Below are 25268 nucleotides of genomic sequence, written 5' to 3' on the forward strand. Positions count from 1 at the left end.
GAATGCCCAACTACCGCAACTACCCTATCGTCAAAGAAATCATCAACGAACTGATCAAGCTGAACCTGCCAGAATATCATGGTCGAAGAACGTACTCGTGGCATCGCTGAACGGCAAGTGCCAAGCCAACACCGAACCGAGCAACGTCTGTATCGAGCTGCACTTTAACTTCGATCTTGAGGAGAGGAGTACGGGAAGCACATGCAGATTGTCACGATCAAATCATGCTTAAAGGGAGGCGGGGTCGGGCTGGTGTCCTCGGTCATGGATTGCTTGCCGGAAGACATAAAGGATTGCGTTTACGATTCAACCGATGGTGAGGCCAAGACATTTGGGTCGAAGCTGGCCGAAAAGTATCCGAACATAGTACGCGACTAAACGTCTATCAAAAACCGAGCCAGGACGTTCGCCTGGAGGTTCATTTCGACTCTGCCAGCACGACTGCTGGCGGCAGCATATGCCATTTGCTCAAAGCAAAGTCCTTTCCTGGCGTCTAGGGCGACATTCTTAGCTATCTCGTCAGCTTTAGTGTTGGTCGGGTGGACCTTGTAGAAGCTCCCTTCGTGGAGCCTATGTAGAACGTGACAGATGGCAAAGGTCTCTTGGTCCTCGAAGTCATGGCAAGCTGCGGCGATGGCTGTCTTGCCGATCGCTAGCTGTTCGTACATGTCTGGATCAGAACAGGCATCCTTGAACACTCTCCGGGCGACCTCATGCGCCTTTTTACTAGATTCCTCAAATGATTTAGGAGTTATGGCCGCGTCGATCACACGCCTTGCGCTTTTGTGTAGCACATCGTGCGCTATGTCCTTTGCTGCCGACTCCAGAGCTTTTAGGAGGAAGCTCTCCATCTCTTTTTCAGTAATGCTAACGTTATAATACTCAATGAAGCCAAACAACTCGTCGGCGATTGTGTATGAGACGTGCCAAACTTCAGCTTCGACGGCTGCTAAGACATATTTGGACGTCACGGCGAATGTCGCACCAAATGAAATCGCCCCTCCGTGGCTCCAGGCGTACTCCAGGGCTTGCTTTTGGTTGGATTTATAGCTGTACGCACACCCCATGGCGATGTTGCCGTGGTGGAGTTGCAAGGCTTCGATAGCTCTGTTCAATGCCGGGATCAACTTATGGGAGGCCGCATAAAGGGCACAGTCTCTTGCGTCTTGCGCTGCGACCAAAGTCCTGTCTGATTTGTCTTCGCGTATGATCGGGGTAACGATCTCCCAGAGGCCGCTCTGGTATTCTTCGTGCTCTATCTCGTCGTGGGCATAGAGGTGGGCTAGGCGCAGTATTTCTTTAAGCCCGTCCTGGGCTACTTCGGAGTTCTCCCACAGGGGCATGACACGGTGTGCTGCGTCAATGGCAAGCAGTCAGAGCGTCTTTTCAATGAACTCTTCGTGCTGGTAAGGTGCAGCGTCCATCGCATCCAGGCAGGCTTGGAGGCCGAGGTTTTCGAGGATGAATGAAAACGTGGGCTGAGCGTCTTCGGAGTCGGTCAGAAGGGCGAGCTTGGCCTTGGCGGTGGGCTGGAAGCCGTCATTGACGAGCTTGCCTTCCGCGATGGAAAGGAAGTTTTTCATGATCGTGTCCTGGCTGGGAGGATAGGGCCTGGGGCAACAAAACAGCACCCAAGCGGTTTGGATTAGAAGCTGGGAAGCTTCTCGATGGCTTGCCTTTTAGTGTCACCGATGAGGTGGCAGTAAGTGTTGAACAGCATCGCTGGGCTGGAGTGCCCAAGTAGGACGGAAACCGTCTTGATATCAACATTGCTCGCGACCATGATGGAAGCGAAGTAGTGGCGCAAGTGGTAAGGAACGATATCCTTGGTGATGCCCGCTCGTTGCACGGATCTCAAGAACGCGCCGTTAACGCACTTGATGGGCTTGCCTCTGAACTCGACAAGGTGCTCAGTCCTGGCGCTCTTTTGCCACTCCTTGATCGTTTCAAGAAATTGGTCTTGCACAGGGACGTAGCGGTCACTCCTGATCGTCTTCGTGCCGCGAATCCTGATGACCTTGTTCTCAAAGTCTACATCGCTGTACTTGATTTTGAGCAGCTCGGTCTGCCCCGGACGGCATCCGGTGTTCATGATTATCTTAATGACCCGCTTGATGTGCGGAGGAGCATTGTCGTAGATGGCCTGGATTTCCTCCCTACCGATTTCAAGATCCCTGGGCTTCTCTTGCTTCTTGACTCTCTTCCACCAACTCGCCATGGGATTCTTCTCGATGTAGTCAGAGTCCACCCCGAAGTTGAAGATGACGTTGAGGTAAGCAAGGTAACGGTTGAACGAACAGTTGGAGAGCCCTTTGTACTGAAGTGCAAGCTTGTCGAAGTCTCTTGCTTTGAGTTTATGGATCGGAGCATGATTCAGCGCAGGGAGATATGACCTGTTGACCCTGTTAGCAAGCTCTGTAAGGTCTTTGATGGACTTCTTCCCGATGGCTTTTTCGTGATCAATGTAGGACTGAGCAAGCTCATCGAGATAGACATCGCTTTCCCTTACTTCTTCATGGCGAGCCTTCATCAGCTTTACCTCGGCATCACGTTCTTTCGCCGCCTTCTTGGCTTCAATCCCTCTGCCGAAATACTCACGCTTTGGGCTTTTGCGGTGCGGGACTCTGTACTGGACATAAAAACGACCGTCTTTGGTGTAACCTACACTCATCTACACCACCACCTGTGCATGGCCGTGCCTGCGCGTGCGCACGGGGTTGTGGAAGCTGGTCGGGTTGGTCATGAAGTCGTCCAAGTCCTCCTTTCGATATCGATCCCGTTTGGGGCCACATTTCGGAATCTCGTAGTCCTTGGCGAACTGTCTGAATGTGACGACGCAGTAGCCGCAGTATTCGGCTGCTTCTTTCTGCGTATAAAATTGCCTTTCGACGGTGATGGGCCTGCTCATTGCTGGTATCCTCCTATTGGAAGTAGTTGATTCGTATGAGGGAACAACTCCCTCAAGTTCAAAATTTTTAAAAATTTCCGGGACTGACCCCCTCGACTTCATTAATTTCTCAAACTCCAGGGCCCGAAGTAAACTCGACGAATCAAATCAAATGGAATTTTTCAGGATGCTAACTACTTCCGTGTCGCTGATTCCGAGATAACGCATGGTGACGGCTGGCGAGGCGTGATTGAAGCGCTTGCACAGCACCTCGAATCCGACACCAAAGTGGACGCGCTGCACGTAGCCGAACGTCTTTCGCAGGGTGTGGGCTCCGTAGTTGCCGTCGAGGCCAGCCTCGCGACACCAAGTCTTCACCATGCGGTTGACGGACTGGATCGTGAGCGGCTTGTTGTCCCCTTTCTGGGATCGGAACAAGTAAGCGTCATCGCAGAACGAGCCTGACGCGAGGAACCGCGTCAGTGCTGAGTGGACTGAATCGTTGACCGCAAGGACGTTTGTCTTGCCCGTCTTGGACTCCTTTACGGCGATGGTGTCGTCGACGTTCTTGCCGCGCAGGTCTCCGACCTTGAGCCGCAGGAGGTCTCCGCATCGGATGCCGTTGTTGGTCGCGATCACGAAAAGCAACAGGTCACGCGGCTTGTCGTGGAGCATGTCCTTGATGGCCGAGATAGCTTCCAGGGAGCGGATGGGCTCGACGGTGATGGAACTTCCCTTGGGGGGATGATTGACGTTTCTAGGGCTCATTTTCGAATGTTAAGTATCTGCTTGGTTTTGCGTGCTTTTTTAACATTCTCAGGGTGGGTTGTTTTGAGGAGTCGATAAGTCTTCAAAAACACAGTCGCTTTTCGGAGAATGTTAACTTTTGTCTAAAACTTAACATTGTCGAGGAGTTATCGTGAACGCGAGATCGAGAAGAAAGATGCGGGAATTTGAAACTTTTTTTGGGAAAAGTGCGGAAAAGCACCCCTGCGAACACAGTGTTCCGATAAATAGTAGCAAGCAGAAGGTGAAGCGGCGGGAGCGATTCAGCCTGGTGGATTTCTTTCAAGAAATGCAGCAATGAGCATCGCTCATCGGTTGGGTGGGCGTTGCCCACCTCTTCCGGTGAGTGTGGTCATGCGCGTAGCGCACAATGCTTCGTTCAATGAATTCCAATTTGTAATTTGTTAAGTTTGCTGAACGGAAATTCGATCAATCATACCCATGCTCATCAAGTGTGACCCAAGCTGTGTTCCACTCATGGATTTTGCCGTCCATAACGCAACAAGGGCGTTCGCAGGTCATGCCCACAAACGCCCATTCTCGATTGTTGTTATCAGAAGCTGGCTACCTGAATTTGTCCACGCTTTCCCTCAGCAATGCTTCGTCCTTGATGCACTCCTTCCAATACTGCGAGCCCATCATCATGTCCTTTCTGAGCTGGCCGACGTTGATCGTTCTCCTTAAGAACGCCACGATCTCTTTCCACGATTTCGCTGAAACTTTGTCGGGCTGTCCGTTGAGAACCTTCGTGAAGTGGGATCGGCTGTAGCCAGACTGCTGCTGGTAGTATGGTGCACCCATTCGGGCCGACTTGTAGAAGGCGAAATATGCTCGGGCCTGGGCGAGAAAATCCCGGTCGTCTGCAAGCTTGCGAGTCGCTTTGTTCAAGGAATGTCGTTCGTTGTCCTCAATGTGGATGAGGTTGGCGTATGCTTCGGCGGCCTTAACGCTATCTACGCCTTCGACTTCTTTAACGAGGTTGATGGCGTTGCCTGCCCACTCGCAGGCGTGGCACCGTGCTACGCCGTTGTCGTGGTACCCCCTGAACGCGTGCTTGCCGCAGAACGGGCAGACGAGGTTGCCGCCCTTGATGGTCGAGTCGAGGCCGAGATCGGCGAAGAGTTCCTGAAAATTGATGCTTTCTAACATAGCATCCTCCCGTATTACATATAATAGAAAAACGTGAGCATGCTGGCGGACGATCCGGAAGCTGTTCACAATTCTATTTATGTGGACAGAAAGATTGTTTCGGCGCTGGAGGTTAGCCCTGACGAGGGCTACAAGGGCGACTCTCTTAATGGTTTTTTCTTTTTCGGGAAGATGTAGACGAAATGAAGAGGGGCCCCCAGATAAGTATCTGGAGGCCCCATTCGTGTCCTTTCGGGACTGGATTTAGTCTTCGAGCAGGTCGTCAAGGTCGTCGAACCCTCTGGACTCAGGCTTGGCGATGGATTCGTCAAAGAAGTCGCCATCGTCGTCTACTTCGATGTCACGCCAGACGATCTTTCCGTTGATCTTGTCCTGGAAGATCTTTCTGGCCGCGTCGCGGCTGGGAAGGATGAAGCTCTGTTTCCCTTTTACCTTCCTGTAAGTGAAGCCGAACAGCTTTTTGACCTCCTGGGTCATTTTCGTCACTCCGCCGACTTCGCCTTTGCCTACGAACACGCCGAGCTCATTGGATTTTTTTCTCCACTTCTCGTAATGTTGGAAGAAGTTGGCCGTGTGAACGGAGGCGTCCCAGGTGATGAACTCGTCCTCCTCGTCCGCGTGGAGGAAGTCAAAGGCCCATCTTTCGAACGATGGCATGTTCTCAAGTATGTCCTCTGTGAGGACGTCCGTGTGGGGCGGGTTGAAGACCAGCTTGCGGTCGACCTTCCACTCCATGAGGTAGTCCATGAACGCGGCCACGCCGCCGTTCTCGATCTGCTCCCAGAGCGGGCCGAAGTAGTTGGCGTCCATTTTCTTCTCGTCCGACACGCGGATGGCGAAGAAGCGTCGCTCGTCCATGGTGGCCGGGACGACGCGGGTTTCGTTGGAGACGAACGCGAGACGGTAGTACGTGTACGTCTCGTACGCGTCGACGCCCTTCGGCTCCACAAGCGTGCACTTGTCCGTGATCATCGACTTCAGGGTGCCCTCAGCGTGCTTGTCTCCGGCCCAGTAACCTTCCTCAGCCACGAGCAGGAGCTTGTAGACCTGGTGGGAATTGAACTTGCCGACGATCTGCTCCTGGTTCGTGATCTTGGAGTACAGGTCGCCGAGGATCGGCTGGAGGATGCCCTCAAAGACGGTGGTCTTGCCTGCTGCCTTGCCGCCCTTGATCACCAAGGCCACGTTGGGCTTCTCCCAAGGGAACTGGAGCATGTGCGCCAGCCAGTTGATCAGGTAGCGGAAGTGCTCTTCGTTCTTATTGCACCATATGTCCTTGAGGTGAGCGACGATGAGGGAGCAGTCTCCCTTTTCGGGCTCGACCGCGTAACCGGGCCACAGAGGATAGAAACGCTCTGCGTTTTCGTTCTTGAGGCCGCGCGGGTCGAACACCGTGCACTCCTTGATGCTGCGGTGGGACCATGCGAGCCAGAACGGGGCCAGGGCCTTAGCTCTCCACTCTTTGCCTTCTTCGGTGTAGTGGGCCAGCATCACCTTCTCCCCGCGGTGGCGGAGCTTGAAGTCCCTTTCCGTGAGCGGCTTGTGGATTACTCGCCCTTCGTGGTCGGTGGCTTTCTCCATGATGCACATCTTGCCCTGGTGCATGACGACGCAGTATCGGCGGTTCATGGCTATCAGTTCCGAGATGCTGTTGTCGCTGATCCTCTTGGCTTTCTTGAGCTTCTTGATCAGCAGTTCTTCCTTTTCTGTGATTCGATCATTTTTCATTTAATGATCTACTCCTACAATCTTGTTATTGAGCTGCGGTCCGGCAGTTGGACAACCCAGTGCCGAATCGCCGTTCCCTGGATCTGGACGCCTTCGTCCGTCAGGGAGCGTACATGATGAAGCTGGTGCCAGGTTGGCCGTCCTGGGCAGCTTCGGGTCTTGCCGTCAGATTCCGTATTCGATTGTCAAAGAGCCATGAGGAGAAAAATTTTTCGGGTGTGATCCCCTCCATTTCTCAAGATTGGACTTTTGGGGCCAATTGGTAAACGCGCTTACCCAAAAAAAGTGGGAGAAATGTAGTGCCGATGACCGCCGAACTCATCCGTCTCGCGATTGAGCTTCTTTGTAACACGGAGCAGGGGGGCTGGGTAAACGTACTCATCGAAATAAAGTTTAATAAAGTCGTGTTCGTGTGGTCGGGGGCATCTCGTCATCAAAAGGCATTATAGCAAGCCACCACCCATCATTAAACGCGAGTTGAGTAGAAAAGTTGGAGAGTGCGCCGAGAGCTTGCTCTCGGCGTGGGCAGGAGGGCGCTACGTTCGAACGAGCGGAGCGCGGTGGCTCGAAACTTGAGCGCGATTGTCTTTGATCATGGTCGTGCGATTTGGAGTGTTCAAGGGGACGCGTGTGGGTGAGTGTGTTTGTCGACTAAATAAGGTTGGTCGAGTGGCTGCGTGAGGCGTCGCGTGAGGGCGCGTAGGGCGCGCGTAGGGAGCGGGGGCGCGTTTCGAGTGAATTTCATGGCGACGACGAGTCGTCGCCATGACGCAAGCGTGAGTGGTGCTTTGGAAGCTTTTTTCTCCTATTGAAAAGTTTGTTTTTCTGAAGAACGATAGGCTTATTAGAAAGTGGAAATAGTGGTTCTTCTGGATAGAGCTATAGAATGATTGAGTTTTATTGATGGAGAAGGTGGAATTTTTTGGAGGGGGATGTGGAAGAAGTGGAAGGGAAAGCGTGAGGTGCACGAAAGGGGTGGGGGGGGAAACGTGTGTCCACTTTGAAGGGAGCAAGGAGAGAGTGATTGTGTATGAATTAGGAGGTAATGGAGAAAGTGGTAGTAGGGGTAGGTGTGTATAGGCAGTTGAGATGGTTTGAGGATTTTCCGAGAGGAAGTGGTTGTTGATCAATGGCGGAGTGGTTGGAGTGGTATGGGGTATATGAAGAGGCGTGAATTCCCCTCCAAATGAGCCTACCTATCGTGGGGAGACGAAAGCAACCATAGCCCCCTTCTTTGCGTTTGGGGTGTACGAAACCCAAAGGGCGAGATAACGACGTCTCCTTGAATCTCAAGCTAAAACAAGGAGATGAGCATGAGTCACATTGAGAACGCCCTTAAGGTCGTGGAGGCGCAGGCCGGGGTCAGGCCGATGACTGCCGACGAGGCCTGCGAGATGGTCAAGAGCCTGAGCGACAGGCTTCGGAAGATCGCTGATGGGTACATTGAGCCTCCCAGGCAGGAGCCGCCTTGCGATCCCAGGCGGGCGATCAGGAACAAGTCCATCGTGTGCCTGGAGTGCGGTCGGACGTTCAAGGCCCTTTCGAAGAAGCACCTTGAGTCGCACGGGCTGACGCCGGACGAGTACCGCGCTAAGTGGGGCTACAAGAAGCGGGCTCCGCTATCTTGCAGGGAGACGGCCAAGGCGCGGTCTGAGCGGATGAAGGAGATGAAGCTCTGGACGCGGACGGGCAAGAAGCCCGACGACAAGGAGAAGCCCACCAAGGTCAAAGCCAAGGGTGCTCCCAAAGATGCCTAAGCAGGAAGGCCCGACGCGATCGCATCGGGCCTTTTCGTTTTTTAAGGGCCGAGCAGGGGCGGACGCTCCTAGCTCGGCATGATTCTCCAACTTGCGAAGCAGCCGCGCCCTGGCGGCGCGGCAGGAGCACAACATGACGATCAAGAGCAAAGGCTTGGTGCCGAGGATGCCCAGGCTGTACGATACCGAGGACACGCCCGCCGACGAGAAGCTGATCTGGGCGCACTTCTTCATCGGCGACTCCCACTGGTACGCCGCCGAGTTCGACGGCAAGGACACGTTCTTCGGCTACGCGGTCCTGAACGGCGACATGATGAACTCGGAGTGGGGATACTTCTCGCTGGCGGAGCTGACCGAGCTCAGGGTGGGGCCGTTAGTGGTTTGCATCGAGGACAGGTGGTTGGTTCGTGAGTTCAGAGAGGTCATGGATGAACGGCACGGAGGTGGATGGCTTGGCTGAGGGGTGGAGGAAATACGCGTCAAAGTAGCCTAGGCTTGGGGAGACCTGCAATATGGGCCTGTGTCGGAACAAGGTCAGGCGGTTTGCAGATGTGATCGCGGAAGTGAAAGAGGGGTGAAGCGTTTTGCTTCGAGTCGTTCATTGACACCAAGTAGATACCTCCCGTATGACGAGCCGGCGAAATACATTGAAGAATCATCAAGGTGACATCATGAAACGTATCTGTGTTTATCTCGGCTCTAATCCCGGTTTTGACGAAGCCTATGCGGAAGCAACCAAGGCATTGGCGAAAGAACTGGCAGCCCGTGGCATCGGATTGGTGTATGGAGGCTCCAGCTCAGGCCTTATGGGCCTGCTGGCCAACACCTGTCTTGAGGCTGGAGGCGAAGTCGTCGGCGTCATCCCGGAATTGTTGGTGGAGAAAGAGGTCGCCCACAACGGCTTGACCGAGCAGCATGTGGTCAACTCCATGCACCAGCGCAAGCAACTCATGGCCGACCTGTCCGACGGCTTCATCGCCCTGCCCGGTGGCATCGGCACGCTGGAAGAATTTTTTGAGGTTTTAACGTGGAACCAACTAGGGTACCACGCTAAACCGTGCGGATTGCTTGATGTGAAGGGCTACTACACCTGCCTTGCGGAGCACATGGATCGTATGGTCCTGAACGGATTCCTTGTGCAGGAACACCGCCGCATGGTCCTTACCGATGCCACTGCTAGTGGACTGCTGAATCAGTTCGAGACCTATGATCCACCTCAGGTGGACAAGTGGATTGAGAAAAAGAAGGGGCTATGATCTGCGGAGGAATATACTTACCTCCCTTTAGTCGCAACATACGCGGCCCTGCATGAGAAAGGTCAAACGGCTTGAAATTATGAGAGTGAGAGGGGCGGGTGTGTGGAGCAGCAACAAGCAGCCCATTGTAACTAAACAGGGAATAGTAGATGATGAGCTTTCAACCTATGTGTTTCGTCTACCAAGTGTTCAGTTTTAAAACGGTGTGCTAGCCTATGGGGAGTCGGAGGATAGGGGTTAATGAGTCGTCCCTGCGGAGAAAGCTCTTTAATTTTGCCAAGAACGGCACCTAACGCCTTTTTCACATTCCCGTCCATAACATATCCTATCATTCCGCAGAGCCCGGTACGCGATGGATATTTTTGATCTACTGTAAACCTGTGCATGCCATCTTTGACATATGGGCCTGCATTAGAGGAATACTTGCCTTTGGAGACAAGCCCTAAGCGCTTACACTCATAAATTATTTTATGGTTTCGTATTGTTAGTACGAGATCACACCGGCCGATAAGCACAGCTTTGCCTCCGATAACGCTTTTCAGCGATTCTGCTTGGCAAACGACCGTCCATTCGCCATCTAACCGAACTTGCTCCTCGTCAATCCAAGCGGCAAGCGTGCGACTAATGTGGTCTTCGAGGTCTGCAGGAGTGAAACAGCTACTCTTGGCTTCCCAAGCTTCCCCAAGTCGTTTGATGAAAGCAATGTTTGCTCCTTCAGGTGTGCACTCAGGCCGGACGAGCTGCCTCCATCCTGCCTTACCTACTACTTCATCATTATTCATTGTGGGTAATTACTCTCTTCTGCATCGGGACTCAGTAAGTAATCAATAAACCTGTCTGCATCCCTGTATGCAGACCGAGTTAGCCAGAATCTTCTTTGCATAGGTTTAAGCAGGTATGCATCATCACCTAAGAAAAAGAATACTGCTCGCTCAATATAGACGTTGTGCCTCAAAGCTTTGAAGAGAAGACCATTTAAGGAATCAGACCCTAGCAACTCTCCCCAAGCATTAATTGTGTCTGGTTGCTCTTTTGACTCTTTGGACTTTCGCGATATCCTCACAAGAGCGTATTTGGGAGAGGAATGTAAAACATGGCTATAAAACCGCCTGTCTCCCTTCATTTTTTTCGACAGCATTAGACTCAACATTTCACAATAATTATCTCTCTCTTCCTTCCTAACCGAATCCCACAAGACAGGAGATTTTATACTTCCTGGATGCATAGAGGGCCTTACTTCTTTGACGAACTCTTTTATAAGAGCAGCATCTTCGGAGCGTATGTGAAACAGCTTGAAAACCAAGTCGTCGAGTATCGCTTCCTGTGCAGAAGTGGGGGGACGGTTTGACCCTATGATTTCATCCATAACTTGGATAATCGAACCATGTGCAGCCAAAGCAGAATCAGAGTCTTTGAAACTGCAATATGCAGGAAACGGAAGACTCAGTAAGAAGGTGCTGCTCTGTGAAATTCTTTCTCGATCAGTCCCAACATCTGTCGTGTAAAATAAATACCAACCGATCAGTGAGCTATTCAGCAATGCAGTTAATATCTTGCCAAACTCTCTTCCTGCACTGGTGTCTGGCACCGCGACACCAATCATGCTTTTCGTATAGCTGAAAGGCTGCTCTGAATAGGTTGCCCTTAATCTATAACCCGAGTTCGCTGGAGTAGATGGCACCACAACAATGTGTGGTGCTTCAAAGGCTTCATAAAAATTTTTCCACTGAATAGGCGTACCTGGATATTCTGTAGATATCGTTGGTTGAGCTAATCTGATTAGAGCTTTTGATGAGACCAAGTGCATTTTATTTTCAATGCCAGGAACCTTAACCTCTTTTTTGCCCGACTTGTTATAGAACTGAACTCCAAGCCCCACACCCCACTCAGGGGTATCATTTTCAGCTTCTTTTCGAGCTTGATCCGTTTCGCGCAGAAAGTCACTTGTCTTGGGCATCCTTTGTAATTGCGAAAGGATTTGTGCTTCTTTATGCAGTCCCCACATTAAGCGTTTGCATGTCAATCGGGGGGTGTTGATCAATTCACTAACCCAAGTGCTATGCCGATCTTCAGGGGCCAAAAGAATCCTTCCAGATTGAGACGAATGATAGTCGGCTTTAGGGCAAATGTGCTCATAAAAATGGGAAATACCCTTTTCATTCACTTGTGTTCCATTAAGGATACAGGCTGGCACCTTGGCCTTTGAGAAAAGGATATTTCTCAAGTCAGAGAGGTCAAAAAATGATTCAATGCGGAGAGTGTTAGCAAGAATGTCTAGGCAAACATCAGCATCCTTATTCAACACGCAGCCTTTCATGGGCAACAAAAGATGAAGTTGCCCTTCTTCGGCTAAATGCAAAGAGGATTTCCAGAGGAAGGGCCAAGATTTTTCTCTGTTTGGAGGTTGCCTGTATTGCTTGTCGGATGAGCACCAGACTTCACCTGGTTGTCGCTCATCTCCTTTGGTTTGGCCCCAAGGAGGGTTGCCGATTACGATCTGATACTTTTCTGAGTCAGCTAACTTAAAAAAGTTCTTTTTTCTTATGCTGTTATTGATCAAAGGGGGCAGCAGGGGGGCATCTTCAGATAGGCGGGCTTCAATTTCTTTAGGTTGGCGCTCGTTAAGCATAGCTAATGCAAGTGAAAAAGCTGCGATCCTAACAGCCGTAGGATTGATGTCTGTCCCGTGTAAACATGAAGCAAATTGCTTTAAATCATCCCAATCAACAGCAGTGCTTTGCGATCTTAAATATGCAGAAATACGTTGAAAAATGGAGACTAAAAATACTCCAGAGCCACAGGTAGGGTCAAGAATTCGAAAGGATGAGTTGTTGTTCAAGAATGCTTCAATTTTTGGCCATGCTTGGTCAACAACCAAATTTGCTAAACGACGGGGGGTATAATAGGCTCCGGCAGTCCCTTTTTCATCTCCGCCCTCTAAAAACCTGTCATACACTTCACTGATCAATTCAACAGGAATATGGTCAAATTGATATAATTGGAGCAATAGGCGTTGCCTAGTTATTGGATCGAATTCACCTTGCAAAAATAACGATAGCGTTTTTTTGCCTTTGCTCCATACCGAATCGTTTGGATGAAGCATGCTTCCATTGAAAGCCTTGCTTAAAAAAGACAAAAAGTCATACCAGCCACTTTCCGAACCAACTAGCAGATCGTGAAGAGTATTGTATGTACCGTGGCTATAGTGCTGTGTGTGCTCTGAAGAAATGATCTGCCTGTCCCACAGATAGCGAAGAAACATGGCTTGAAGAAGAGCCTCATGAGCTTCATTCTTTGAAATGCCATCTGACTTGACTAGAATCTCTCGGTACGCGGCAAGATCTCTAATGAGTCGTGCATCTACTTTGCTTTCTGAATTTAGCTTCTTTGAATAGTCGGCAAAGAGACGACCAGATTCAATTCTAGGTATCAGTGTTGCAATGCTATCGGCTTGATTTACAAGATGAAGGCAATCAAGCAGCCTTGTGTCTGTGGTCTTCTCTTCGAGATTGGGGGTTGATTCCCATAAGGTGTGAATCGTTATAGCATCATCACGGACAATGAATAGAAAATCAGCGAGCCCCTGATTCCAAAGAGATTGATGGACACGGTCGACCATAATCAGATCGTTGTGCTCATCGTGCAGGATTACCGCACTTGGTACTCCTTCAACACAATGGACAGCACTTACGCCCAGATTAAAAATATCTTCTAAAACAGATGCATAAGGGCTATCATGATTCGTTTCAACAAGAACTCCATGACCAACCCTTGGTTCAAGTTCCAGTGCCTGAATCCATTGATCTGGGATTTTGATGGTGCTTACCCTCTCCATTCTTGGAGAATTATACGAAAAACGCTATCAAAACAATAGCTGAGGTTTCTGCTTTGTAAAAAAAGCTGAGAAAGAAATGATTCTAAGTTGTTATGATTATTGATTGAGCGTAGTTGATTTGAACCCACGACCTACTGAATAGGGCGCAAGGACTCGAACTAAGTATACACCCTGTCCACCCCAGGATATCCCCTTGCACTCAAATGTATATCAACCGCGTATATCAAAGCCTGACAAGGTGGATTTGACTGTCGACGGGATATGCTGGTAGCAGATTGATATCATAGCTGATCTTGTCCGAACGGAGCTAGCGCAACTCGTCGCTTGAACATTTGACCTGGAATCAACTCGGCTACCACGCCAAGCCGTGTGGGTTGCTGGATGTGAACGGGTATTATGCGCTTTCCCCCGAAATTCGGACCACCGGTTAAAGTGGAATCTGCGTCCTTAAACCGATAAGGAAGGACGTATGACAAAGAGCAACAAAAGACGGAAGCATTCGGATAAGTTCAAGGCCAAGGTCGCGCTGGAAGCTATCCGTGGCGTGAAAACGTTGGCGCAGTTGGCTGCGGAGTACAAAGTGCATCCCAACCAGATATCCACCTGGAAAAGGCAGCTCCTTGAAAATGCCGAAGGAATCTTTTCCGGTGGCAAGAAAGCCAAGAGCCAGGAGGAGGTCACCGCACCTTTGTTCGAGGAGATCGGTCGGCTCAAGATGGATATCAAGTGGCTTGAAAAAAAGTTGTAAGCCTGCCGCTTGAGGTACGCCGCCAGTGGATCAAACCGGATCGGGAGTATTCCATCCGGCGGCAATGCAAGTTGGCAGGCATTTCCCGCTCGGGGTTTTACTACAAACCTGCAGCCGAGTCCGATGAGAACTTGGCCTTGATGCGTCTCATCGACGAGCAGTATCTGCGTCAGCCGGATTACGGCTCGCCGCGCATGACGGATTGGCTGAAGACACAAGGCCATCAGATCAACCACAAGCGAGTTGAGCGACTGATGCAGCTGATGGGCTTGCAAGCGATTACTCCAGGGCCGCATACGAGTGTCCCCAACCCGGAGCATCCCGTGTTTCCTTATCTGCTGAAAGGAGTTGCCATTGAGCGAAAGAATCAAGTCTGGAGTGCTGACATCACCTACATCCCCATGCAGCGCGGCTTTCTGTATCTGGTGGCAGTGATTGACTGGTGGAGCCGATTCGTATTGGCTTGGGAACTGTCAAATTCCATGGACAGTTCGTTTTGCGTGGACGCACTGAGCAAGGCATTGCGCATCTCCACGCCAGAGATGTTCAATACGGACCAGGGAGCGCAATTCACGAGCCGTGAATTTACCGGCGTTTTGCAGAGCAAGGGCATTGCAATCAGCATGGACGGCAAAGGCCGTGCAATCGACAACGTATTTATCGAGCGGTTGTGGTGGACGGTGAAATACGAGGATGTTTACCCCAAGGCGTATTCTGATGGAATCGAGCTATACCATGGGCTTACGCGCTATTTTCGGTATTACAACGAAGAGCGCGGACATTCGTCGTTGGACAAAAGAACTCCCGCTGCCGTATACAGAGGCAACCTGAATGTTCATTGACTTGGCTCGCAGCCGTTGCTCCGCTCCGCCCTCGGCCCTTCGGGCCGCCCCTGCGGGGACGGGCTACGCTCCACAACGGCTGCGGCGAACCGCCTCCACGGAGGCACAAACTCGGACGCAGGACTCCACCTTAAAATGGCCGATCAGTGGTCCAAAGGATGGGGGGAGGCGCATTACACCTGCCTTGCCGAGCATATGGACCGCATGGTCAATCAGGGGTTCCTCGTGCCGGAACACCGGCGCATGGTCCTGACCGATTCCACGCCTGGCGGCCTGCTTGATCAGTTCGAGACCTATGATCCGCCACAGGTGGACAAGTGGATTGAGAAGAAGAAGGGATTGTAAAGCCTGTTATCTCTGAATAAAAATGCCTGCCGGTTTTTCGGTGGGCTTTTTTTTGTCCCAGAGCATAATTCCACTTTTCGTTTTTTCGGTAGGATAATGACCAAAAAACCTCTGGTTGACACTTTCCAAGCGTGAAGGGAGTATGTGCATAATGCCAGTCAGAACTAGCTTCCAACCGATATTGAGGTCTGCGTGCATTTGAGCCTGCGTCTTTTCATGTACTTTTTTTTAGCTTGTCTGTTCGCAGGAGTCTCTGCCCATGCGGAACCACATCCGATTGTCTGCGGCGTGGCAAAAGGGTACCCCCCATATCAATTTCGGGATGAATCAGGTCGTCCAATAGGGCTTGATGTTGAGGTGTTAAGCCAGGTTTTCACAATAATAGATGTTCCTTATCGTTTTGAGCAAAAGGATTGGGATGATGTTGTCGCCAATCTGCGGTACGGCGATCTCGACTGTGCCATCGGCATGGAGATGAGCGAAATTCGACTGGAATCCTTTGATTTTTCTGTCCCGTACTATATCAGGGAAATTTCTTTGTTCCTTTTGGAGAGAGAGGCCCGCATAGAAACCTTGGACGATCTTGTATGGCGGGTGATTGCCGGTGACAGGCATTCGGCTGTTGAGGAGTATTTCAGTGAAATAGGGTTGAAGAATAAGATTCGCATTATACAAACCAACAGCAAGGACGAGTCCATGCGGTTGCTCAAGGAAGGACGGGTGACTGCGCTCATCGCTCCAAAAGCTGTTGGGTTTTATCTGGCGAAAAAGCACGAGGTCCAAGTCAAGACACTTCCGTTACCGCTTACGGCTTCACCCGTTGGTATCGCGGTCAAAAAGGGTAATGGCGCGCTGCTGAAAAAGATCAATGATGGGTTGGAGAAGTTGAAGCAACAGGGAAAACTGGAGCCTATCATCAACCGGTGGCGCCAGTAGGGCTTCCAATCCACTAGGCTGGTGCTGTGTAAATAGGCCTATGAAAACAAACAGGTTTCCGCAGTCCGGATCAGTCAGGTGAAGATGATATCGTGCTGACCTATTGTTGAAAAAAGGGGTGATATCCTCAGTCCAGTGCGGGTTTTACCCTTGCAGTCAGCGCGTATCCATGTAAGTCAGTTTTCTGCGACACAGAGTCGCAACGCCATGAACACATGGTTGATTACAAACATACATTCAAGCTTACAGGAGCACGCACATGGCAAAAGCAACTGCCCGCCATCTTTTGGTTAGTGACGAACAGACCTGCCTGGACCTGAAAAAACAGATTCAGGAAGGCGCAGATTTCGGTGAAATCGCAAAGCAGCACTCCAGCTGCCCCTCCGGCCAGCGTGGCGGCGACCTCGGTCAGTTCGGCCCCGGCGACATGGTCCCGGAATTCGACACCGTTGTCTTCAACGAAGCCATCGGCGAAGTCCATGGCCCGGTAAAAACCCAGTTCGGCTACCACCTGCTGGAGATCACAAGCCGCGAAGATTAATTACCTCTTCATTGCTGTAATAAAAAAGACCCCGATTTTATCGGGGCCTTTTTTTGTGGGTGGCTATATAGTGGTATTCAATATGTACTTTTCAAGAAGATCAAGGAAGTCAGGGGTGTACCCTTTCTCCACATGTTGAGAATTCCATAGTCCGGAGCATTGGATAAGGTTACGTGGACACGATCTCCCGAGCCAATTCGGACTCGGAGGATCGAGTGTTTCTCTGTCGTAGTTGCTCAGGAGGCCAATGAGGTTTTGTTCTAATAAGCTGCGGTCATTATCTTTCGCTGAAATCCCCGGCACATCAATGAATAAAAATGGCATTGACCTGATAATGTCAGAGACTGCGCATTCCAAGGGAAGTTCGTTGTCCCTTATATCTTTTGGGGCGGATGATCCCTTCCCCCATGAATGAACGATTTCAGTCGGATCTTTTTGTTGAATGGCTTCACCTACTATAAGTCTGAAGATGGAACCTCTATGATTCCCTCCTCCAGATTTCACGATGCCTTTGTGTTGAGAAATCCGGTTCCAGAGCGTTGTTTTGGAACCATCCGAGACAGCATGAGTACCGACTCGTACGATCCTTGGTCCTTTGCCTGATTCAGAACGTTCTTCACCATTTTCAAAGAATAGATAGAGCCCTTGTTTAGGCCATCCCATTCGCCCATCACTGTCATGAAGCAAAAATTTACCACCGACGCGCGTTTCTAAAATATCGAGTAACTCGTACAATCTTTTGAGATGGTCGATTCGGTGGGAAGTGTTCTTTTTGAGCCAGCTCATTTGTTGCCCCTGCATTAGGCCCTTCATCGGAATCTGTATTTCGCAACCGAGTTCCTGAAGCCTGGGTATAAGGAACTCACGGTAGTTGGTTCCTGCTAGGAAAACGATTTTATCTTCTGGGGAAATTGCGTCTTTGAGCTGTTCATAAACAGTTTCTGCCCAGTGCTGACGCTCGACTTTTTTCTTCGAATTCAGTGTTTCTTCATAGGAAGCAATTTTCTTATCAGGGTATACGAGACCATGCTTTGCCGAGAGAATGAACCATCTATCGGCCTTAGTGATTGCATACTTTTTAGCGTATCGAAACCAGGTGGATGTGTATAATTCTTGGGCGGGGTGTGTCCCCTGCCGCTTAGTCTTAACACACGATACAAGATATATGATCATTCATGGAATCTGCCTTATCCACAAAGTAAAATCAATGGTCTTAGAAAGCCTCATTTGCCCCAACCTTCTATGTAAAGTGCACGACTTGAATGCTTTCCCACTCCCAAAATTATAACACCCTCCATCTACCCAAACAAAAAAAGCCCCGCCAATCACATTGGCGGGGCTTTCAAATAACCAGTCTTTCGACGTATCAGCAGATCAAACTAGTGTAGGGCTGCCTTTTCAGTCATCAATCTCAACTCTCGTTCCTATGACTTCATTTCCGTGGTCAGGGTGGAGAGGGTTTTCACTTCCTCTGTCAATTGTGCGACGACTTGGGATGATGAGACCATGGCGTTGGACGTCTGGTTTGCTATCTCGTTGATGTCGGTGAGACTTCTGTCTATCTCCTCGCTGGTGACCGATTGCTGCTCGGCTGCCGAGGCAATGGATTGGACCTGTGCAGTGACGTCGTTCACCAGTGATACGATGTGATGCAGGGATTCCTTGGAACGATTGGCCTCTTCGGTGACGAGATCAATGGTTTCAACGGATTGGACCGTGTTCTCGATATTCTTACGTGTTCCCTGCTGGATATTGGAGATAGCATTGCCCACGTCGCTGGTTGCCGACATGGTCTTTTCCGCCAGCTTGCGGACTTCATCGGCTACAACGGCGAAACCTCGTCCGGCCTCGCCTGCACGGGCCGCTTCAATGGCCGCATTGAGGGCGAGCAGATTGGTCTGGTCGGCAATGTCGTTGATGACATTCATGATGGCGCCGATGCTCTCCGCCTGCTTGCCGAGTGTCTGCATGTCTTCCATGAGGTTTTGGGCCTGAGTGGAAACCTGTCCGATTCCCTCGACAGCGCGAAGCACGACTTCGGCCCCATTGTCGGCCATTTTCCGGGCTTCCTCGACAGTGGTGGCAGCGGCAGAAGCATTAACCGCGACTTCCTGAACCGTGGCGCTCATCTCGGTCATGGCCGTGGCCGTACTTCCGACACGGTCGGCCTGCTCTTCGGCGCCTCTGGTGGATTGCTCTATCTGTGACTTGAGGTGGTCGGAAATCTCGGAAACGGAATCAACAACCTGATCAAGCTGATGGGCTGCAGCCAATAATGTTTGGGTCTTTTCTTCCGCAAACCTGTTTGCCTTTGTGGCTTCTTCGGTGGCAAGTACGGCTTCCTTCGCCTTCCTGGCTGCCTCCTGCTCCTTGGCTACCACTTCTTCCATGCTCTTGCGCAGGGATTGGGCCATTGATGTCAGGGCTTTCTGCAGATCGCCGATCTCGTCATTGGTTGTCGGAACAAGCGTTGTATCCAGATCTCCGGCAGCGATATTCTGCGCAGCCAGCTTGGTGTCGTTTACGGCGCGGATGATCCCACGGGAAACGGTGATGCTGAGTGGAAGAAGGATAAAAAGGAAAAGTATTGCAGCCACTCCGGCCTGAAGTTGGATCCAACCGACGCTCTTGCCTCGCATCTCCTTGCGGATGCTTGCGGCGCGGGCGTCGATGTTATCGATATAGACTCCGGTCCCGACCCAGTAGTTGGTTCCGGGAATCATTGTGGCGTATCCAAGCTTCGGCATGGGGTCGGGGCTTCCCGGCTTGTCCCACATGAAGTGGACAAACCCGCCGCCGGAACGGGCGGCACTCGCCAGTTCACGAACAGAGTACACGCCATCCTTACCCTTCAGGCCTTTCAGATCTTTGCCGTGAAGAGCCGGTTTTACGGGGTGGGCAACGTTTGTAGTGCCTTCGTAGATAAAGAAATAGCCGGATGCATCTTTCTCAAAAAACGCATCCGAAATGATTGATCGGAAGATGGTCAGCATTTCCTGCTCGTCATCGACACCGGCCACGGCCTTTGAAAGTGCCTGGGCCATTGAGGTTGTTGCTACCTCGATCTTCTCCTGCTGGCCTTCCAACATGAGTTCCTGAGCTTTTCTTACATCCTCGTCCACAAGCGAATAGGATGAATAGACGCAAAAAGAAATGACGGCCGTGAGTATGGCTACAGTCGTAACAAGCAGCATTACGAATTTCTTGCTAAGCGAAAGATTTCCCAAAACAAAACCTCTTCAAGTGTGAAAATTGAATGCTCATAGGGTGAGCGGTGAAGAGAAAAATACACGCAAACAGTATGGCGAGCAAATGAAAAAAATAATCAAAATCAATTAGGCAGTGCTTTCTTCTTGCCTTCAGTAAACGTCTCTATTGAAGTCCGACTTTTATAGTATGAATTATTGGAAACATTCATCCACGCCAGTGCTTCTGACCGAATAAAAATCAATATAGCAAGCCCCACTGATTCTTTTAGTGGGGCTTGCTTGATTTTTTAGCAGTGGATGAAGGAAAGGCTAATCGCAGGCCTGCTTCTCTTCGAGGGCTTTGATCCACGGCCCTGCGCCGTAGCCGACAAGGACGACTTTCCCGGCGAACAGTACGGGTGTACCGGCGAGACCGGCTTCTTCACACAGTCTGGCTGTTTCGAGGACATGGGCCTCGTGGTCGTTTTGCAGGCGGAGGTAGAGTTCTTCCATGGACGTGCCTTCGAGCATTTCCGGGAAGAAGACGAGGAACTGGGAGAGCACGACCATGCGTGCTTCGGTTATATCCTCTGTGGTGGGTTGTCTGAGATGCTTGTATGCGAAATCGACCTTGTCTTTGAGCGAATCCGTGCCTGCTGCGTCCTCAAGAATCCAGGCGGCCATATCCGAGCCGATGAACTGTGTGCGCGGGAAAAAGACCATCCGCACCTTGCCGTACAGCTTCGGGTATTCATTGAGCAGCTTGTGACCCAGGCGGCAGTGCCAGCACAGGGGATCGGTAATGACGGTGATGTCGAGGTCCCCGGTTCCTTCGAAAATGACCTTGGCGCTATCCGTGATGGCTGCGTACTGGGGAGAGCAGCCGGTAACGGGTTTATCTGCGGCCAGCGCAAAGGAAGGAATGATCAGAGCCAGTGCCAATGAGGTGAGAAAAAAGTATTTTCGCATACCCAAACTCTATACGTATCGGGCCGTGTTGCCAAGTCTCCGGTTGGGCTACCAGGCGGGGCGGTTATCAATATCGCATGAATGCATCGTCGATTCCGTCTTCCTCCGGTGAGGATGATCCTTCGGGCAGGGCAGCGGTATGGCGCGTCGAACCGCCGGACTTGACCTTGAAGAATGCGATCTCCTGCTGCAACACCTCTGCCTGTGCGGCCAGTTCCTCAGAGGTGGAGGCGACTTCTTCGGAAGCCGAAGCATTGGACTGTGTCACCTGATCGATCTGCGTGATGGCGGTTGAGATGTGGCCGATGCCAGTCTGCTGTTCTTCGGTGGCGTTGGTGATTCCCCCGATCAATTGCGAGGTCTTCTGAATCTCGGGGACCATGGTCGAGAGCATGGCTCCGGCCTTTTCCGCCACAGCCGTACTGGATTGGGACAGCTCGCTGATCTCTCCGGCTGCCTTGCCACTGCGTTCGGCCAGCTTGCGCACTTCGGCGGCCACCACGGCAAATCCCTTGCCGTGCTCACCGGCTCGTGCGGCTTCAATGGCGGCATTGAGCGCGAGCAGATTGGTCTGGCGGGCGATTTCCTCGACAATGGTGATCCGTTCGGCGATTTCCCGCATGGCGACAACCGTCTGGCTGACGGCAGCACCACCCTCGCCAGCTTCGTCCGCGACCTTTTTCGCGATGGAGTCCGTCTCGTGGCAGTGGTCGGTTGTCTTGCTCACATTACCGTTGATTTCCTCGATGGCTGCTGAAACTTCTTCTACGGTAGAAGCCTGTTCCTCGACGGTCTGGGCGATATTCTCGGCAGCGGCAGAGAGCTCCTCACTGCCGCTGGCAACGTTTTCCGCGCTCTCCTGAATCGCCATCAGTGTGCTGTTGAGCTTGTGGCACATGTTGTTCAGGGAAGCGCACATGATGCCGACTTCATCACTGCACTGGTATTCGATACTTTGGGTCAGGTCGCCTCCGGCCATGGCGTTTGCCAGAGCCGAACTTTCGATGACCGGTCGGGATATGAGGCGGGCTATGTAGATGGAAACCGGAATCCCGAAGGCGAGCGAGAAGAGGAGCAGTATGATGATGGCGAGGTCCGCTTCGTACACGGCTTCCTCGGCCATGAGTTCTGCCTCGTGCGCCAACTCCGCGCCCAGTGCGATGAACCGATTGAGCAACACATCCAGTTCGGCACTGTTCTTGGCAATGATGGCTTCGTCCTTGATCAGCAAACGAAGTTCGGCAATGTACTCTCCGGCAGTGGATTCAACATTTTTGAGTTGAGTGGTTTCTTCCTGATTGCGAATTTCACTCTGTAATCGGCGGATAAGGTCGAGAAAAGCACTGAATTGACCTTCCATGGCGGACACGCGCTCGGGATTTTTGTCGAGCAGGAATCCGACCTCGTTTCGGGCGGCGAGCAGAAGCTGTACTTCAGCCTCGGCCAGATGCTCGACAATGAGCGTCCTGCGCCGAATTTCATCCATATTGAAGGCCGATTCCTCGGCTTCAGCCAATAGTTTTTTTTGGTGGCCCAGCGTTGATTGCAGCGTGTTGTACATGCTGGCAGCCTTGTGCGCCAGGTCTTCCTTGAATGTTTCGATCTCATGGAATGCCTTGATAATGCGCTCCATATCCGCCGAATATTTCGGGATAATGGCTTCAAGTTTGGATAGATTCTCAGCCATCAGTTTGTTGAGCAGGCCGGATGCTTTGATGGAGTCGATTCGTTCCTGAATTTTTTTCAGGTTGGAGTGGATTTCATCGACACGGCGTTCACCGTAATTCTTGTTTTCGATGCCATGGAGAAGAAAGTTCGCCTGGGCCTTGCCGGTCTCGCTGCCCAGCAGGTCAATGGCCGTGAACAGTCTGGCAAGCTCGCCATATGATGTGGCGTGGTTGAGGTAATAATAACCGCCACCGCCGAGGACCGACGCGGTAAGAATGAGATATCCGAAGCTCACGTAGAGCTTTTTGGCAATGGCAAGATTGCGGAAAACTCCGGTCAGGACCAGAACCAGGAAGGAGGCCGCCATAACGACTATGGTCCCGATAACACACCAGAAGACTGCGGTCAGTCCTGCATGAAAGTCCACGGAAAGAGCAGTTTCCGTTTCAGAAAGATAGTCTGTCTGCAATATTTGCATGGTGCTTTCGTCAGCCAGAGAAATGGCGGTAGACGAAGTGACTGGAGATGTTGCCGCAAAAGATGCTGTTGCAGCCAACCCGCCGAAACATGCGACCCAGATTATGATCGTTATGGATAGTGATGCCCGTTTACAGTAGATATTCACTGGGTTTCTCCCTACTCTGTTGCATTATGCTTTGAGTAAAAAATAGCCCAGTGTTATGTGTGGTCATATTATAAATCGATTTTTAAACAGGTGGTTACGAAAAGAGGAAGTATGACTGTCCCTCTTCTTTGCATATACTTGAATGGATATAGGGAGTGGGTATCAGGCCGCCGTTTCGATTACCGTCAGTTGTGGTTTCCTGTTTGCGCGATGGGTTTCGAGAAATGATTTTACGTTGCTTTTGCCCATAAATCGTCCGAGCACCTTGGGATCAGATTGTAACAGGTCGACCAGAATCAGACCATCGAGGCAGTCGCCAAAGTCGGGATCAACGTTGAAACCAATGATTTTACCGCCCAGCTTGAGATACTGTCTGAGCAGTACCGGGATGGATGTGCCGCCTTCAACATCGCTAACCATGGCTGTTATGTCTTCCGGGTCATTGAATGCATTGGCGGGGAGGGTAAAGTCCACCTTGCTCAGCCGACGATTCTTCGGCGGAGTCTTGGGATGAGTCATGTTCGCCAGTTCCGGCAATGAACAGTGGCGTTGCAGGAATCCAACGATCAACTCGCGGGAAATGCCGGAGTATTCCCCGGATATCGACACGCACCCGAAGAGTTTAGTGTACTTGGGGTTTTGGATGATGAATTCGGCCACCCCTTTCCATAACAACAGGAGCGGCTGGTAGTTCTTCTGGTATTTCGAAATGATGAATGATCGTCCCATTTCCAGGGCAGGGCCCATGCTCTCCAGCATGCCGGGATCGTAATCGAAGAGGGTGGAGGTGTAGAGTCCTTGCGCTCCATGTTCTTTGAGAATCTCGTCAGTCAAGCCGAACCGATACGCTCCAGCTACTTCCCGTTCCTTGCGATTCCACAGAACCAGATGCCGGTACGTGTCGTCGAATGCATCGATGTCCATGGGGCGACCTGTGCGCCTTCGCCCACCAGTCGGAATGTCGCTTCTCGCTGGATACCTATTTCTCGAATGATACGTGGAATCTGAAACGCGTTCGCCTGGAAGACGGTGAAATCGCCACTTTCGATGAGGACTGCTTCGTCCGGCAGGGAGGCGACCTCGCTGGCCAGAATGTGTTTGCCTCGTGAATTGGCGATGGGAGCGAGTTTGCGTTTCTTCTCTCGCGGGGCAAAGGTGAAGTTGGACTTATTCTCTTTGCGAAGAAGGTAGGTCCGAAAGCGGAGGTAATCGATCAACTCCTCATCGCTTGAGTCAACAGCACGTTTTGCTCCATCGATGATTGAACCGAAGGCCACGCGAATGGTTCCTTTGGATGCTGTGCGCAGATTTTCATGGGGCAGGAGAACCGTGCGCAGGCTTGGGTGTATCATCCCAAGGGTTTGAAACAGGCCGCTGTTTCGCCCTTCAAAAAAAACCGGCAGCACGTTGGCGCCGGTCTTGCGGATGATGCGTCCGACCATCGGCGACCACTGTGGGTCTGCCACCATGCGCTTGTTCACCTTGATGCTGGACACTTCGCCTGCGGGAAAGACAATGAGCATGCCGCCTTGTTTGAGCCATTGCATGGATTGTCTCAGGCCATTGATGTTCTTGGTTTTCGACCCGGTTTTTCCAAATGGATCGACTTCAACGATCAGGTCTTCAAGTTCCGGAATTTTGCTTAACATGAAGTTGGCCATGATCTTGATATCGGTACGGACTGTGCGCAGAATATTGACCAGCAACAACCCTTCGATAATGCCAAAAGGGTGGTTGCATACCGCCATCAGTGGCCCTGTTTTAGGTATACGACTGACAGGTTGTCCATCGATGGAGAACTGAATCCCCAGTTTTTCCAACGCCCGTTGAACAAATGGCTCGGCACTCTCGTTTTTGTGGAGTTCCGAGTACAGGGAGTTGAGAGTTTCCAGTCGGAGCATTTTCGACAGGGGCTTTTTGACAAGAGAAAAGAGCGTGTGCCGAACAGGATCGTCAAAGGGGGAATTCAGGTTGAGCAGCGGGCCGTTTGTCTGGCTGTTCATTGTAC

The 25268-nt window shown here is 51.3% G+C and carries 25 protein-coding genes; 10 read left to right on the top strand and 15 right to left on the bottom strand.

Annotation, left to right across the window (positions count from 1 at the left end; all coding sequences use genetic code 11):
* Positions 1–201: 201 nt before the first annotated feature.
* A complete protein-coding gene (locus DPRO_RS20085) occupies positions 202–378 on the top strand; it encodes a hypothetical protein (RefSeq protein ID WP_157917490.1) in 177 nt (58 codons plus the stop codon).
* Here the strand turns inward: DPRO_RS20085 and DPRO_RS14225 are convergent.
* From DPRO_RS14225 to DPRO_RS14245, 6 genes are all read right to left on the bottom strand, one after another.
* A complete protein-coding gene (locus tag DPRO_RS14225; protein WP_232005601.1) occupies positions 375–1343 on the bottom strand; it encodes a hypothetical protein in 969 nt (322 codons plus the stop codon). The genes DPRO_RS20085 and DPRO_RS14225 overlap by 4 nt on opposite strands.
* A gap of 30 nt (positions 1344–1373) precedes the next feature.
* Positions 1374–1583: a hypothetical protein gene (locus DPRO_RS20520; protein ID WP_232005602.1), complete on the bottom strand. Its 210-nt coding sequence runs from the start codon at positions 1581–1583 to the stop codon at positions 1374–1376.
* A gap of 62 nt (positions 1584–1645) precedes the next feature.
* On the bottom strand, positions 1646–2671 hold the full coding sequence (locus DPRO_RS14230) for a tyrosine-type recombinase/integrase (RefSeq protein ID WP_097012655.1): 1026 nt from the start codon (positions 2669–2671) through the stop codon (positions 1646–1648).
* Positions 2672–2908, bottom strand: coding sequence for a helix-turn-helix domain-containing protein (locus tag DPRO_RS14235; protein WP_097012656.1), 237 nt, complete (start codon positions 2906–2908; stop codon positions 2672–2674).
* A gap of 147 nt (positions 2909–3055) precedes the next feature.
* Complete coding sequence (locus tag DPRO_RS14240) at positions 3056–3655, bottom strand: tyrosine-type recombinase/integrase (RefSeq protein ID WP_097012657.1); 600 nt, start codon at positions 3653–3655, stop codon at positions 3056–3058.
* A 582-nt stretch (positions 3656–4237) separates the two neighbouring features.
* Entirely contained in the window at positions 4238–4822 is a 585-nt protein-coding gene (locus tag DPRO_RS14245) for a hypothetical protein (RefSeq protein WP_097012658.1), read from the bottom strand.
* 33 nt (positions 4823–4855) lie between these two features.
* On the opposite strand from DPRO_RS14245, the gene DPRO_RS20090 reads away from it, so the two are divergent.
* Entirely contained in the window at positions 4856–4999 is a 144-nt protein-coding gene (locus tag DPRO_RS20090; RefSeq protein WP_157917491.1) for a hypothetical protein, read from the top strand.
* Positions 5000–5065: 66 nt separating this feature from the next.
* Here the strand turns inward: DPRO_RS20090 and DPRO_RS14250 are convergent, their stop codons facing one another.
* Positions 5066–6550 (bottom strand): primase-helicase family protein, encoded by a 1485-nt coding sequence (locus DPRO_RS14250; RefSeq protein WP_097012659.1) that lies wholly within the window; start codon positions 6548–6550, stop codon positions 5066–5068.
* Between the two features lie 1313 nt (positions 6551–7863).
* On the opposite strand from DPRO_RS14250, the gene DPRO_RS14255 reads away from it, so the two are divergent.
* From DPRO_RS14255 to DPRO_RS14265, 3 genes are all read left to right on the top strand, one after another.
* Entirely contained in the window at positions 7864–8307 is a 444-nt protein-coding gene (locus DPRO_RS14255) for a MucR family transcriptional regulator (protein ID WP_097012660.1), read from the top strand.
* 133 nt (positions 8308–8440) lie between these two features.
* A complete protein-coding gene (locus DPRO_RS14260; RefSeq protein WP_097012661.1) occupies positions 8441–8767 on the top strand; it encodes a DUF2958 domain-containing protein in 327 nt (108 codons plus the stop codon).
* A 211-nt stretch (positions 8768–8978) separates the two neighbouring features.
* Positions 8979–9563 carry an LOG family protein gene (locus DPRO_RS14265; RefSeq protein ID WP_097013768.1) on the top strand — a complete coding sequence of 195 codons (585 nt, stop codon included), beginning with the start codon at positions 8979–8981 and terminating at the stop codon, positions 9561–9563.
* Between the two features lie 131 nt (positions 9564–9694).
* Here DPRO_RS14265 and DPRO_RS14270 read toward each other — a convergent pair whose 3' ends face one another.
* Positions 9695–10345, bottom strand: a complete 651-nt coding sequence (locus tag DPRO_RS14270; RefSeq protein ID WP_097012662.1) for a hypothetical protein — start codon at positions 10343–10345, stop codon at positions 9695–9697.
* Positions 10342–13398 carry an HsdM family class I SAM-dependent methyltransferase gene (locus tag DPRO_RS14275; RefSeq protein WP_097012663.1) on the bottom strand — a complete coding sequence of 1019 codons (3057 nt, stop codon included), beginning with the start codon at positions 13396–13398 and terminating at the stop codon, positions 10342–10344. The genes DPRO_RS14270 and DPRO_RS14275 overlap by 4 nt, the downstream gene beginning before the upstream one ends.
* Positions 13399–13730: 332 nt before the next feature.
* On the opposite strand from DPRO_RS14275, the gene DPRO_RS20250 reads away from it, so the two are divergent.
* The 5 genes from DPRO_RS20250 to DPRO_RS14300 all read left to right on the top strand — a co-directional run bounded on the left by DPRO_RS20250 (position 13731) and on the right by DPRO_RS14300 (position 16810).
* Positions 13731–13829, top strand: a complete 99-nt coding sequence (locus DPRO_RS20250; protein ID WP_232005603.1) for an LOG family protein — start codon at positions 13731–13733, stop codon at positions 13827–13829.
* Positions 13830–13867: 38 nt separating this feature from the next.
* Positions 13868–14988 (top strand): IS3 family transposase gene (locus DPRO_RS14280; protein ID WP_456154009.1). Its coding sequence is split into 2 segments (ribosomal slippage): positions 13868–14143 and positions 14146–14988, totalling 1119 coding nucleotides; the frame shifts between segments, so codons are not numbered across the junction.
* 135 nt (positions 14989–15123) lie between these two features.
* Complete coding sequence (locus DPRO_RS14285; protein WP_232005604.1) at positions 15124–15333, top strand: hypothetical protein; 210 nt, start codon at positions 15124–15126, stop codon at positions 15331–15333.
* A gap of 216 nt (positions 15334–15549) precedes the next feature.
* Positions 15550–16269: a transporter substrate-binding domain-containing protein gene (locus tag DPRO_RS14295; protein ID WP_157917492.1), complete on the top strand. Its 720-nt coding sequence runs from the start codon at positions 15550–15552 to the stop codon at positions 16267–16269.
* A gap of 259 nt (positions 16270–16528) precedes the next feature.
* Entirely contained in the window at positions 16529–16810 is a 282-nt protein-coding gene (locus tag DPRO_RS14300) for a peptidylprolyl isomerase (RefSeq protein WP_097012666.1), read from the top strand.
* Between the two features lie 63 nt (positions 16811–16873).
* Here DPRO_RS14300 and DPRO_RS14305 read toward each other — a convergent pair whose 3' ends face one another.
* The 6 genes from DPRO_RS14305 to DPRO_RS20530 form a co-directional block, all read right to left on the bottom strand.
* On the bottom strand, positions 16874–17983 hold the full coding sequence (locus DPRO_RS14305; protein WP_197706469.1) for a DUF6884 domain-containing protein: 1110 nt from the start codon (positions 17981–17983) through the stop codon (positions 16874–16876).
* A 251-nt stretch (positions 17984–18234) separates the two neighbouring features.
* On the bottom strand, positions 18235–20004 hold the full coding sequence (locus DPRO_RS14310) for a methyl-accepting chemotaxis protein (RefSeq protein WP_097012667.1): 1770 nt from the start codon (positions 20002–20004) through the stop codon (positions 18235–18237).
* Between the two features lie 324 nt (positions 20005–20328).
* Complete coding sequence (locus DPRO_RS14315) at positions 20329–20967, bottom strand: DsbA family protein (RefSeq protein WP_097012668.1); 639 nt, start codon at positions 20965–20967, stop codon at positions 20329–20331.
* Positions 20968–21034: 67 nt separating this feature from the next.
* Complete coding sequence (locus DPRO_RS14320; protein ID WP_157917493.1) at positions 21035–23260, bottom strand: methyl-accepting chemotaxis protein; 2226 nt, start codon at positions 23258–23260, stop codon at positions 21035–21037.
* A 162-nt stretch (positions 23261–23422) separates the two neighbouring features.
* A complete protein-coding gene (locus DPRO_RS20525; protein ID WP_232005605.1) occupies positions 23423–24184 on the bottom strand; it encodes a GNAT family N-acetyltransferase in 762 nt (253 codons plus the stop codon).
* Entirely contained in the window at positions 24115–25263 is a 1149-nt protein-coding gene (locus tag DPRO_RS20530; protein WP_232005606.1) for a lysophospholipid acyltransferase family protein, read from the bottom strand. The genes DPRO_RS20525 and DPRO_RS20530 overlap by 70 nt, the downstream gene beginning before the upstream one ends.
* Positions 25264–25268: the final 5 nt, after the last annotated feature.

The sequence above is a fragment of the Pseudodesulfovibrio profundus genome (assembly GCF_900217235.1).
Classification (GTDB): Bacteria; Desulfobacterota; Desulfovibrionia; order Desulfovibrionales; family Desulfovibrionaceae; genus Pseudodesulfovibrio; species Pseudodesulfovibrio profundus.